The organism is Holdemanella biformis DSM 3989, from assembly GCF_000156655.1.
Classification (GTDB): domain Bacteria; phylum Bacillota_I; class Bacilli_A; order Erysipelotrichales; family Erysipelotrichaceae; genus Holdemanella; species Holdemanella biformis.
In genome coordinates this window covers 36,042-49,441 of the sequence record NZ_DS996841.1, presented here as the reverse complement: position 1 = coordinate 49,441, position 13,400 = coordinate 36,042, and the positions used below count along the sequence as shown (strand labels likewise).

The window sequence follows — 13,400 nt, the reverse complement described above, 5'->3', positions numbered from 1 at the left end:
ACTGCCTTGATTCACTTCTAGGATATAGTATAATTTGAGTATAAATTATTAAACAAGGAGGAAATGACAATGGCAGTAAATATCGATAAAGATGCTTGCATCGGATGTGGTGCTTGTGTAGGAGGATGTCCTGTTGGAGCTCTTTCATTAGATGATGAAGGAAAATCAGTTTGTGACGAAGGAACTTGCATCGACTGCGGTTCATGCGTAGGAACTTGCCCAGTTGGAGCAATCAACCAGTAATTCAAATTAAAAACATTTGCCAAGCTTAATGCTTGGCATTTTTTTTCGAAAGGAGAACATATGAAACAAAAACCAGGATGGGTTTTACCCGATTTAAAAGAAGCACAAAAACGAACTACAAATACAATTGATCGTATTGATACTTTCACGATTCCTGAAGTAGCTCGTATGATGGGAAGAGGAAAAACATATTTTATTTCAACATATGGTTGTCAAGCTAATGAACGTGATAGCGAAACATTGGCTGGAATTTTAGATGAGCTAGGATTTACACCGAATGAAACGGCTGAAGGCAGTGATGTCATTATCATCAATACGTGTGCGATTCGTCAAAATGCCGAAGAGAAAGTCTTAGGTGAGATTGGTAACTTTAAGCGTTTATATCGCGAAAATAAAGATTTGATCATTGGCGTATGTGGTTGTATGGCGCAAGAAGAAGGCTTGGTTGAAACTTTACTTACAAAATATCCTCAGGTACGCTTGTTGTTTGGAACACACAATATTCAAGAACTTCCAAGTATGCTTTATAGTTGTATGTTCGAAGGTAAAAAGGTCGTAAAAATCTATTCGAAAGAAGGAGAAGTTTACGAAAATCTACCAGTACATCGTTTTGGAACATTCAAGGCTTGGGTCAATATTATGTATGGTTGTGACAAATTCTGTACATATTGTATTGTTCCTTATACTCGTGGAAAACAGCGTTCTAGAAAGATGTCTGAAATCTTAAAAGAAGTTCAAGAATTGAAAGATGAGGGATATAAAGAAATTACATTGCTTGGGCAAAATGTAAATGCATATGGTAAAGATATGGATAATGAGCAAGATTTTGCGACTTTATTAGAGGAAGTGGCTAAGATTGGAATTCCTCGTGTTCGTTTTACAACGAGTCATCCTTGGGATTTCTCTGAACAAATGATTGATGTCATCGCAAAGTATGATAATATCATGCCGTTTATTCACTTGCCTTTACAATCTGGAGATGATGATGTACTTAAGTTAATGGGTCGTCGTTATACAAAAGAATCTTATTTGGCTTTATATGATAAGATCATCAATACAATTCCAAATGTTGCTGTTTCAACAGATATCATTGTTGGATTTCCAAATGAAACAGATGAACAATTTGAACATACATTAGATGTTGTTCGTTATTGTAAATATGATAATGCCTTTACGTTTATTTTCTCTGCAAGACCTGGTACACCAGCCAGTCGTATGCATGATTCGATTGATATGGAGACAAAGAGAAAACGTTTGGCTAGATTAAATAAGACATGGAATGATTTAGCTTTAGAAAAGAACAAAGCTTATATTGGTCGTACAGTGACAGTACTTGTGGATGGTCCTAGTAAGAAAGATGAAAATGTGTATTCGGGATACACAGATACGCAAAAACTAGTGAACTTTAAAGGAGAAAATCTTCAAGCAGGAGATTTTGTTGAAGTTAAGATCTTAGATGCGAAAACTTTCTCTTTAGATGGCGTAGCTGTGTGATATAATTTAGAAAAATAATACTATTTAAAAGGAGATAATATGAAAGAAGAAAAAATGCCTTCATTGACAGAAAAAATTCGTATCTTCGCCCTTGGTGGTTTAGATGAGGATGGAAAGAACTTATTCTGTGTGGAGGTGGATCAATCCATCTACGTAATTGAAGCTGGAATCAAATTTCCAGACAACAAAGAATCGTTAGGTATTGAATTTATTATTCAAGATTTTACATATTTAGTGGAAAATAAAAATCGTGTCGCAGGTATTTTTATTACGCATGGACACGATGATGTTATGGGAGCTTTACCATATTTATTAAAACAAGTTCCTTGTGATGTGTATACGGCGCCTCTAGCTGTAAAAGAAGTACAAAAAATGATTCGACAGGAACACATTACGGGCGTGCGTGTTCATGGTGTTAAGCGTAACGAAAAGAAGCGCATTGGAAAAAGAAGAGTTGTCTTTTTCCCAATTACCCATGCATATCCTGGAACGTTTGGTCTTGCGATTGGTACTGAACAAGGATATATCGTATATTCAGGTGAGTTCATTGAGGACTATGATGATTTAGAAGATGCTTATAGAGCTGATTTTACAACAATATCGGAACTAGGTAATGAAGGTGTATTGGTATTGTTGCAGGAAAGTAAGGGGGCTGAAAGAAGTGGTCATACTTCTCCAAGTCATCGTATTTCACCAAAGCTTTTACAGGTGTTAGAAACACATGAAAATAAACGTGTTTTTGTCAGTGTATATACACAAAGTGTGTATCGCATTCAGGAAATCATTGATTGTTGTGTGGCAAATCATCGTAAGATGGTTTTCTATACGAAGGAATTACGTGATTTAGTGGATCGTTTAAAGGAAATTGGCTATGAAGTCGATCCATCTTTAGTTATTGATCCAGCTGATTTTGATAATTCCATGAAAGATGTCGTAGTCATCATTTCTGGACAAGGTAAGTCTTTGTTTAAAACAATCAACAATATTGCCAATAATGAATTAGAGTCGATTGTATTTGATCAGGATGATGTGATCGTGGTCGCAAGTCCAGTTGTTCCTGGTGTTGAAAATGAATTCAAGAGCATGGAAAATGATATGTATAAAAAAGAGGGTGAAATCATTGTTCTAGACAAGAATGTTTTGAGTATGCACCCTAGTAAAGAAGATTTGAAGATGATGATCTTCCTTACAAAACCAAAATACTACATTCCAATTAAAGGGGAATATCGTCTGTTGCATATGAATTCACAGATTGCGGTTGAAATGGGATATGATCCAAGCCGTATCATTATTTTAGATAATGGTCAGGTTGCTACTTTTGAAAATCGTAAATTGGTTTCTTGTGCTATGGAATTAGAACTTCATGAAACAATGATCGATGGAAAAGAAAACTGGGATATGGCTGGTGTTGTCTTGAAAGATCGTGAAACATTAAGTACGGATGGTGTTATGATTTTGGCGATTGGTATTAATGCGAAAACGAAAAAGATCATCAATGGTCCAGATGTACAAAGTCGTGGATTGATCTATTTGCGCGATGCCGAATATATCACTGGGGATGTTGCCAAAATTATGGAAGACACAATCAATGAGGCGGTTGAAAATAAAACGTATGATAATTTAGAGACACGAAATTTGATTCGTGATAAAGTTTCTAAATATCTTTATAAACAAACCGCAAAAAGACCGATGATTTTACCGGTTATTTTAGAAATTAACTTAAATAAGTAGAAAGTGGGGTAAGTATGGCAAAAGCCAGAAAAAAAACAACACGAAAAAAATCTACGAAGAAGAAAACACAAACGTCTTGGTTGCACTCAAACTTATTTCGTTTGTGTTTCCTTATTTGTATGATATGTATTAGTATTATTGCCGTTTTAGAATTTGGCATTGTAGGCGCTTTTTTAAAACATTTCTTTGAATTCTTATTTGGAGCTTTGACAAATGGATTATTTATTTTGAATGCTACCTTGTGTGCAGTTCTTATTTTCCATAAGGAACAGCCTGTGATTCGTAAGCGTTATATGTTTGGAATCTTATTTTTGGCACTTGGTTTAAGTTTGATTTCTTCGATTATGGAGTTTAAACCAAATCCAGGTAGTTATGGATTAAAATATATTATGGAAAATGCCGGTAATATTATTACGGGTCATTTGAAAACATATTCTGGATTAGCAGGAGCTTTGTTGCTATGTCTTTTTCAGTCATTATTCGATTATTCTGGAACCTATGTCATGGTACTATTATTTTTTGTGCTTGCGATATTGATGTTTGGTTATGAAAAGATTGTGGGATATGAAAGAAAGCCTAAAAAGGTTTTGAAAAGTGAACCAGTCAAGGAAACTCCGGTATCGATTGATCGTAAGAATTTCATATTTGAAGACGAAGATACAAATGAATCGAGTTTTCAAATCATCAATGCCGATCCAGTAAAACCTGTACAACCAGATCCTGTCGTTGAAGAAACAAAGGAAGATGAACCTTTGATTATTGGAGATCTTGAGCCTAGAAAGCCTAGCTTTATGGTGGATGTGGATGATGAGCCAAAAGAAAAAGTTGTTGAAAAAAATGAAGTGCCTGTCGTTAATGAAGGGGTTGTAGAAAAAACGGAGCCTAAGCATTATATTCGGGATGAAAATTCGGATTTTAAGAACTATAAGCTTCCAAAATTGAATGTTTTAGAGGATATGGAAAGAAAATCAAGATCCAATGCGAATACAATTACAGCTAAGGAAAAAGGGGAAAAACTGATTGAAATCCTACATGAATTTGGTGTCGAAGCCAATCTTGTTCAGATTCATATTGGGCCGAGTGTAACAAAGTTTGAAATCAAACCAGAACTTGGTGTTCGTGTTAATAAAATCAGTAACTTACAAAATGACATCAAGATGGGTCTTGCAGCTAAAGATATTCGTATTGAGGCTCCAATTCCTGGTAAGGCAAGTGTTGGAATTGAGATTCCAAATGTTGAAAAGACAAGTGTTCAGATGAAGGATTTGATGCGTACAATTCCGGATTCGATGAAAGATAAAAAGTTACTTTTCTGTTTGGGAAAAGATTTAATGGGAAATAATGTCTATGGTGAATTAAATCGTATGCCGCACTTATTGATTGCAGGAGCTACAGGTAGTGGTAAATCGGTCTGTGTAAATGCGATCATTTCTTCGATATTAATGCGTACAAAACCGGATGAAGTGAAATTGGTTTTGATTGATCCTAAAAAAGTAGAGTTTACACCCTATAATGATGTACCACATTTATTATCTCCAGTAATTACAGATGGAGATCTTGCCAATAAGGCGTTGAAGGTCATTGTAGAAATGATGGATCGTCGTTATGATTTATTTGGTGAATTAGGTGTTCGTAATATTACGGCATATAATGAATATGTTTTAACGCATAATGATGAACACTTAAAGGTTTTACCTCGTATTGTCATTATTATTGATGAGCTTGCGGATTTGATGTTGGTGGCAGCTAAAGAGGTGGAAGCAAGCATTCAAAGAATTACGCAGCTTGCACGTGCTGCAGGAATTCATTTGATTGTTGCCACACAAAGACCAAGCGTGGATGTTATTACGGGTGTAATTAAGGCAAATATTCCAAGTCGTATTGCCTTTGCGGTATCACAAGCTGTGGATTCAAGAACGATTTTGGATCAAGTTGGAGCAGAGCGATTACTTGGAAATGGTGATATGTTGTATTTGCCAAATGGAGAAACGAGTCCTAGACGTATTCAGGGTGTCTTTATTAAGGATGAAGAAGTTAATAATATTTGTGCATTTGTGAAATCGCAGGCAATGCCAAAATATGATGATGCCTTTATTCAATTAAAAGATCTACAGAATCAAGGTAATGAGGCACAAAATGTTACGGCAGATCCTTTATATGAGGAAGTGAAACGTTTTGTGATCGCATCAAGAAAGGCGAGCACGTCTTTGATTCAAAGAAAATTTTCAGTAGGATACTCTAGAGCTGCAAGATTAATGGATGTTTTAGAGGCAAATGGTATCATTGGTCCTTCAAGAGGTAGTAAGCCTAGAGAAATTTTAGTGCAAAATACTTTAGAAGATGATATAGATTCTATATAATAGAAGAAGAAAGGAATTTTAACTATGAATATATTTTTAAAATCAGCAGGAAAACAAGAAGGAACACCATGTGTTTCAAATATGGTTCAATTGGGAGACTTCTTTTATTTAAGTGGTCAAACAGGCCTTGGAGAAACAATTCAGGAACAAACAATTACAGCTATTAATAAAGTAATTGATGTTTTATCAAACTATGGTTTACAACTTCATCATGTTGTGAAGTTCACAGTGTATTTAAAGAATATCGAGGATAAAGATGCATTCTTGAATACATTTAAAAACTTTGTAGATGAACCATTCCCTGCATGTACAATCGTAGAAGTATCGAATTTAGCAGATAATGCTACTGTATGCATTGAGGGACTTGGCGTAAATACACTTCGTCATGAAGAACAAATGCAACAATCAAGTTGCTCACATGATTGTTCATCATGTGGCGGAGGATGCCACTAATACACCGGTTAAAACGGTGTATTTTTATTTAAAAAGCGAAATATAAGGTGCATTGAATTGCGAATTCTTTTGGGATGGTCGCAATCTAAGAAGGTACCATCCTTAAAAGAAATTCTACAATAGGAATGATAGTACATGACATTTTGGATATTGGCATAATTGATCCATATACAGTCATGTGCTTTTTTTGATTTGGTCGGAAAGTATACTTCTTGTTTTGAAATATTCACAACAACGGGAATGAATTTTTTGGTCTTCATTTGATAGATAAAGGCTTCTTGCCTTCCTTTTAGGCTAAATCCATTCATAAGACACATTTCATTTAAGTAATTATGTGTGCTTAAACAAGCATGATACATTCTTTCATCTTCTTTTACCATGCAGACTTGGCTTGATTTATGTTCATAGTATAAATAGTTCATATTATCTATAATACGGGTCCAATGTGAAAAAGACATAAAAAAAAGAAAGTTTATTAAAAAACTTTCTATAACCACGAGATTGTATTTTCTATACCCTTTTTGATTTTTTCGATATTTGTACGATGTCTATAAATAACGAGTACAGTCATAAGCCAGCTTGCGATAATAACAGAAATGCTTTCAACATTGAATCCTAGCATTAAGGCTGTAATGTATAAGCTACTTGAAATGGCTGCACACATACTTGCTAGAGAAACATATTTAAATAAGTATAGGATAATTATAAACATGCCAAATGGTACAAGTAAGTAGCTTGCATCTTGAAATAAGAAAATGCTTGTAGAAAATAAGAAGCCAAACATTGTACTGACGGCTTTGCCTCCATGGAATTTCGCGAAAATAGGATAACAATGTCCGATGCAGCATGCAAGTCCAGTCCAGATCCCTGCAACCTTAGATACTTGTGTCGCAATCGCAATCGCAAGTACTACTTTTAAAACATCAAATACAATAACAGAAATGCCGGCTTTCTTACCTAGAACTCTTCCGGCGTTTGTTCCGCCTAAATTGCCTGAGCCATATTGGCGTATGTCTGTATGATAGAAAACTTTACCAATAATCAATGCGAAGGGTAAAGATCCTAATAAGTAACCTAATAAAATACATAGAATAGTTTTCATTTCTTCCACCTCGAAACTTATTTTAGCAGTTTTCATCTTCTTAGTCGAGAATTGGATGAAAAAATTAATTATTGGATACAAAGAGTGTGGATAAAAAACGTATACGAATAAGGGTAGGATTCTATGCTGCAAAGTCTAAAACGAATCACAAACAAAATCGAATAAAGTGGATAATGTTTTTTTAAAGGTATTGAGTTACAAAAACTGAACAATGGATTAGATCATATGAAAATATTTGGATGAGTTAAAGATTTTAGCTGTATCTAAGCGTGTTTCTAAATTGTTGAAAGTAGGGATTATAGAATTTGTCAAAAGATATGGAAAAGGTAAATATAAGTTTAAGCATAAGGTGTGAAAGCACCTTTTTAATTTGACATGAATAATGTATATATAGCGTGTATAATCAAATGGAATTGACGGAATTTATGTGCACTTTTTTTGATTTGTTGATATAATAAAGATTACGTTGGAAAGTAGGGATAGTATGCCAAAACAACAATATGATGAAAGTAGTATCGTTATTTTAGAAGGCTTGGATGCCGTAAGAAAGCGTCCAGGTATGTATATTGGATCTACGGATTCAAAAGGTTTGCATCATCTTGTATGGGAAATTGTTGATAATGCGATTGACGAGGCTTTAAATGGCTATGGAAATGAAATTGCGATTACCCTAGAAAAAGATGGCAGTGTAACAGTTGAAGATCATGGGCGAGGAATGCCTGTTGGAAAACATAAATCAGGAGTAAGTACACTTCAAGTTATTTTTACTATTTTACATGCAGGTGGTAAATTTACAAGTCATGGAGGCTATACAAGTGCTGGAGGATTACATGGTGTAGGTGCAAGTGTTGTAAATGCTCTATGTACATGGTGTAAAGTTACAGTACATGATGGAAAAGATATTTGGAGTATGACATTTGAAGATGGGGGAAGTAAGATTGGAAAACTTGAAAAAGTAGGAAAAACCAATCGTACTGGAAGTACGGTAACCTTTAAACCGGATCCGACTATCTTTAAGACGGTTCATTTTTCATATTCTACCATTTGTGAAAGAGCTCAAGAAGATGCCTTTTTATTAAAAGGATTAAAAATGATTGTTCGTGATAAGCGCAAAGAAGAAAAAGAAGTTATCTATCAATATGAAGATGGATTAAAAGCATTTATTGACGAAGTAAATCAAGATCATACACCAATGCATGATTCAATTAGCTTTAGAGGTGAAAGTAATCAAATCGTCGTTGAAGGATGTTTCCAATATACAGATGAGTATCAAGAAAACATTTTCTCATTTACGAATATGGTTCGTACTCGTGATGGGGGCTCTCATGAAACGGGTGCTAAACAAGCTTTTACGAAAGTATTTAATGAATATGCACGTAAAAATGGTTTCTTAAAAGAAAAAGATAAAGGCTTTGATGGAAATGATGTTAGGGAAGGATTAACATTAGTCATTAATTTAACCATTCCAGAAGATTATTTACAATTTGAAGGACAGACCAAAGAGAAATTGGGGAGTCCAGAAGCTAAACCTGCAACCGAAACGGTTGTATCCGAAAATCTTCGTTATTTCTTAGAAGAAAATAAAGAGATTGCCAATGCTCTAGTACGTAAGATCATCAAGGCTGCACAAGCTCGAAATGCTGCAAGAAAAGCGCGTGCAGATATTCGTAATGGAAAAGGGAAAAATCGTTCGGAAAGAGTTTTATCTGGAAAGTTGGCATCGGCTCAAAGTAAAGATGCAAGAAGAAAAGAATTATATTTAGTCGAAGGTGATTCTGCGGGGGGTTCTGCAAAACAGGGTCGTGATTCAAAATATCAAGCAATTTTACCTTTACGTGGGAAGGTTTTAAATACAGAAAAGGCAAGTCTTGAAGCCATTGAAAAAAATGAAGAATTGAATACGATCATTCATGCCTTAGGGGCAGGTGTAGGTGCTAATTTTACGGCTGAAGATTCAAACTACTATAAAGTTATTATTATGACCGATGCGGATGATGATGGAGCACATATTCAAAACTTATTATTGACATTCTTCTATCGCTATATGCGTGAATTGATCACGCATGAAATGTTATATATTGCTCTTCCACCACTATATCGTATTGCCAAGGGTGGAAAAGAATATTATTTATATACAAATGAAGAGTTGGATGAGAAAAAAGCGGAATTGAAAAATGGCTATACCATTACACGATATAAAGGTCTTGGTGAAATGAATGCTACTCAGCTTTGGGATACGACAATGAATCCAGAATCTAGAACTCTTCTTTGTGTGACCATTGAAAATGCGATGATGGCCGAAAAAAGAGTGACTGAACTAATGGGAGATAAGGCAGAACTTCGTCGTAATTGGATCGAAGACAATGTTGTATTCACATTAGAAGATGATTATAGGGAGGTAAGTGCGTGAAAGAAAAAGAAGTAAAACATAATGTTTTAAAGAATTCTTTAGAAGATATCATGGCGGATCGTTTTGCCAGATATTCAAAATATATTATTCAGGAACGTGCTTTACCTGATGCTAGGGATGGACTAAAGCCAGTTCAAAGACGTATTTTATATGCGATGTATGAAGATGGAAATACATACAATAAGCCATACCATAAATCCGCAAAAACAGTAGGTAATGTAATTGGTAATTATCACCCTCATGGAGATAGTTCTGTTTATGATGCGATGGTTCGTATGTCACAAAATTGGAAAATTACCAATCCTTTAATTGATATGCAAGGAAATAATGGATCTATCGATGATGATCCAGCTGCTGCGATGCGTTATACAGAGGCACGCTTAGCTAGAATTAGTGATTTTTTACTACAAGATATTGATAAAGATACAGTGGAATGGGCACCCAACTTTTCGGATGAAAAAATGGAACCAACCGTACTTCCTGCACGTTTTCCAAATTTATTAGTTAATGGAATTACAGGTATTGCGGCAGGGTATGCGACAAATATTCCTCCACACAATTTGAATGAAGTCATTCAAGCAAGTATTTATCGTATTTCGCATCCAGATTGTTCATTAGAAGAATTGATGCAGTTTGTGAAAGGTCCAGACTTTCCTACAGGCGGCATCGTGATGGGGCTTGATGGTATCAAACAAGCTTTTCAGACAGGTCGTGGACGTGTTTTGATTCGTTCAAAAGTAGAAGTAGTACCTTTGCGAACAATTAAACAAATTATTATTCATGAGATTCCTTATGAAGTGATCAAATCGAATCTTGTAAAGAAAATTGATGAGATTCGTTTAAATAAAAAAATCGATGGTATTTTAGATGTTCGTGATGAAAGTGATCGTACTGGACTTCGTATTGTGGTGGATCTTAAAAAAGATAGTAATGATGAACAGATTTTAAATTATCTATATAAAAATACAGATTTACAAATTTCATATAACTACAACGTCATCGCCATTGTAAATAAAGCGCCTGTACAAATGTCTTTAGCTATGATGTTAGATGCCTTTATTAGTCATCGTGAAGATGTGGTGATTCGAAGAAGTAAATTTGATTTGAAAACAAAGAAAGAGCGTGCTCATATTTTAGAAGGTTTGATCAAAGCGGTAAGTGTAATGGATGAAATTATTCACATCATTCGTAAATCGAAAGATAAGTCACATGCCAAAAAGAATTTGATTGAGCGTTTTGATTTTACTGAAAAACAAGCAGAAGCTATTGTTGTTATGCGTCTATATCGTTTGACGAATACAGATGTAAAAGAATTAAAGGCAGAATTTAAACAACTTCAATGTGATATTGCAGAATTAGAAAAGATTATTCGTGATAAATCTGAATTGCACAAAGTGATGGTTGAAGAACTTGAGAAGGTGAATGCAGAATTTAATACGCCTAGACTTTCTAAAATCGTTCATGAAGTTAAGGAAATCGTGATTGATGAAAAGGCGATGATCTCAAAAGAAGAATGTATGATCACTGTAACTCGTGATGGATATATTAAACGTGTATCTATGCGAAGCTTCAATGCATCAAGTGATTCAATGACACAAAGAAAAGATACAGATTCTTTGGTTTGTTATGGGGCGAGTCATACATTACAGACTTTGATTTTCTTTACAAATCGTGGAACATATGGATATATTCCTGTTTATCAAATTGAAGAGGCAAAATGGAAAGATTTGGGTGGTCATATCTCAAATTATATTAAGATGGATTCAAGTGAAAAAATCATTGCGGCCTATGTATTAGATGCTTTTAAAACAGGGGTACATGTTGTGAGTGCAAGTCGTCATGGCATGATCAAACGTACAGAATTAAAAGAGTTTGAGGTTTCTCGTTCAAATAAAACGATGACTTGTATGAAAATTGGTGGTATGGATGAAATGATATCTGTATCTCTATCTTATAAACCAGATGATCAAGTGATTTTAGTAAGTGAACAAGGATATGGTTTAATGTATCCGGTTGAACAGATTCCATTGGTTTCTAATAAATCAAAAGGTGTTAAGGCAATGAATCTTGCAAAGGATGATTGTGTTGCTTCTATTTGTATTCGTAAAAATAGAGATGAACAAGTATTGATTTCTACAACCACACTTTCTTTAAAGCGTATGAAACAACTTGAAATTGCACCATTAAATCGTCCGGCTAAGGGAAATCGTATTTGTAAGTTGGTAAAATCGAATCCCAATGTTATTTTCAATTTACAAATGGTGGATCTAAATACGAAAATTGAAATATATACAGATGAAATCCTTACATTTGAAGCGAAAGAAATTAGTTTGATGAATGCACAGTCAACTTTTTCAATGCCATATGGAAAAGTTGAGTCATTTGAATGGATCTGCCCTCTTGAAAATGTATTGGATGGATCTTGGGTAAAACAAGAAGATTTCAAACAACCTTCTTTATTTGAAGAGGATAACGCATGAGTAAAAAACAAGCAAATTTAGTATGTTTAATTGTTGCGGCCATTTGGGGTGGTGGATTCATTGCCACAGATGCTGCTTTACAAACGTTTGATCCTTTTACCGTTTTAATGATTCGTTTTATTGGTGCAAGCCTAGTTAGTATTGTGGTTTGTCTTTGTAGTCATGTTAAAGTTTCAAAACAAGCACTATTTCGAGGAAGTATTTCAGGGGTGTTAATGTATTTGGCATTCGCATTTCAAACTTTTGGCTTGGCCATGACAAACACGGGTCAAAATGCATTTTTGACAGCTGTCAATGTTGTTCTTGTTCCATATATTGTATGGCTTTTATGGAAAAAGAAGCCAAGCAAAAGACAACTTGGCGCTAGTGTAATATGCTTAGTAGGCATTGCTTGCTTAAGTTTATCAAAAGGCTATTTCCAATTTAGTTTTGGAGATTGTTTATCTTTGATATGTGCTTTGTTTTTTGCGTGTCACATTATTTCTTTGGAATATGCGACTGAAAATAGTAATTCCATTGCGATCAATGCCGTACAGATGAGTGTTGCAGCTTTACTTTCAATTCCTTTCGCATTGTCTTTGGAAACAATTCCACAAAATATTTCAATGCATGCTTACATGAGTTGTGGCTATATGATTGTAGTGGCAACATTCTTGGCATTTCAATTACAGACCTTGGCACAAAAGTATACAGATGCATCGAGTGCAAGTGTACTTTTATGCACAGAATCTTTATTTGCGAATGTATTTGGCTTTGTTCTGCTTCATGAAGCAAAGAGTCCAATTATGATTTTAGGTGGACTTTTGATCTTCTTTTCCGTGATTTTAACTGAATATAGTGGACAATTCGTATTGTCAAAAGCTTAAAAAGATAGTAGAATAGATGAGTAGATAGTGAGGTTGACTAAAATATGGGTGTATCAATTTTTTATACGATAGTGGGAGCCATCATTGGTGGCTTGGTTACTTTCTACTTCACTCGTAAGAAGTTTGAAAAAGAAATTAAAGAAAATCCACCTATTAATGAAAAGATGATTCGTGCAATGTTCTTACAAATGGGACGTAAACCTAGTGAAGCACAAATTCGTCAAATCATGAAATCGGTAAACGCAAACCGTAAATAATGAT

11 protein-coding genes are annotated in these 13,400 nt (G+C 34.7%); 9 read left to right on the top strand and 2 right to left on the bottom strand.

Annotated features, from left to right (window positions below):
* Positions 1–69: 69 nt before the first annotated feature.
* Genes EUBIFOR_RS01765 through EUBIFOR_RS01745 form a run of 5 tightly spaced genes read left to right on the top strand, consistent with a single transcriptional unit; the run spans position 70 to position 6,281 of the window.
* A complete protein-coding gene (locus EUBIFOR_RS01765) occupies positions 70–243 on the top strand; it encodes a 4Fe-4S binding protein (RefSeq protein WP_040466055.1) in 174 nt (57 codons plus the stop codon).
* A 60-nt stretch (positions 244–303) separates the two neighbouring features.
* Positions 304–1,737 (top strand): tRNA (N6-isopentenyl adenosine(37)-C2)-methylthiotransferase MiaB, encoded by a 1,434-nt coding sequence (gene miaB / locus EUBIFOR_RS01760; protein WP_003864176.1) that lies wholly within the window; start codon positions 304–306, stop codon positions 1,735–1,737.
* 39 nt (positions 1,738–1,776) lie between these two features.
* Positions 1,777–3,468 (top strand): ribonuclease J, encoded by a 1,692-nt coding sequence (locus EUBIFOR_RS01755; RefSeq protein WP_003864175.1) that lies wholly within the window; start codon positions 1,777–1,779, stop codon positions 3,466–3,468.
* Positions 3,469–3,482: 14 nt separating this feature from the next.
* Positions 3,483–5,828 carry a DNA translocase FtsK gene (locus EUBIFOR_RS01750; protein WP_003864174.1) on the top strand — a complete coding sequence of 782 codons (2,346 nt, stop codon included), beginning with the start codon at positions 3,483–3,485 and terminating at the stop codon, positions 5,826–5,828.
* A gap of 24 nt (positions 5,829–5,852) precedes the next feature.
* Positions 5,853–6,281 (top strand): RidA family protein, encoded by a 429-nt coding sequence (locus EUBIFOR_RS01745; protein WP_003864173.1) that lies wholly within the window; start codon positions 5,853–5,855, stop codon positions 6,279–6,281.
* 8 nt (positions 6,282–6,289) lie between these two features.
* Here the strand turns inward: EUBIFOR_RS01745 and EUBIFOR_RS01740 are convergent, their stop codons facing one another.
* Positions 6,290–6,703 carry a competence protein ComK gene (locus tag EUBIFOR_RS01740; RefSeq protein WP_167528767.1) on the bottom strand — a complete coding sequence of 138 codons (414 nt, stop codon included), beginning with the start codon at positions 6,701–6,703 and terminating at the stop codon, positions 6,290–6,292.
* A 65-nt stretch (positions 6,704–6,768) separates the two neighbouring features.
* Positions 6,769–7,383, bottom strand: a complete 615-nt coding sequence (gene plsY / locus EUBIFOR_RS01735; RefSeq protein WP_040466053.1) for a glycerol-3-phosphate 1-O-acyltransferase PlsY — start codon at positions 7,381–7,383, stop codon at positions 6,769–6,771.
* A gap of 484 nt (positions 7,384–7,867) precedes the next feature.
* Between plsY and parE the strand changes: the two genes are divergently transcribed.
* Genes parE through EUBIFOR_RS01715 form a run of 4 tightly spaced genes read left to right on the top strand, consistent with a single transcriptional unit; the run spans position 7,868 to position 13,396 of the window.
* Positions 7,868–9,793: a DNA topoisomerase IV subunit B gene (gene parE / locus EUBIFOR_RS01730; RefSeq protein ID WP_003864169.1), complete on the top strand. Its 1,926-nt coding sequence runs from the start codon at positions 7,868–7,870 to the stop codon at positions 9,791–9,793.
* Positions 9,790–12,273: a DNA topoisomerase IV subunit A gene (parC, locus tag EUBIFOR_RS01725; RefSeq protein ID WP_003864168.1), complete on the top strand. Its 2,484-nt coding sequence runs from the start codon at positions 9,790–9,792 to the stop codon at positions 12,271–12,273. The genes parE and parC overlap by 4 nt, the downstream gene beginning before the upstream one ends.
* Entirely contained in the window at positions 12,270–13,139 is an 870-nt protein-coding gene (locus tag EUBIFOR_RS01720; RefSeq protein WP_003864167.1) for a DMT family transporter, read from the top strand. Before parC ends, EUBIFOR_RS01720 begins: the two co-directional genes overlap by 4 nt.
* Before the next feature lie 44 nt (positions 13,140–13,183).
* Positions 13,184–13,396: a YneF family protein gene (locus EUBIFOR_RS01715; RefSeq protein ID WP_003864166.1), complete on the top strand. Its 213-nt coding sequence runs from the start codon at positions 13,184–13,186 to the stop codon at positions 13,394–13,396.
* The last annotated feature ends 4 nt before the right edge of the window (positions 13,397–13,400 follow it).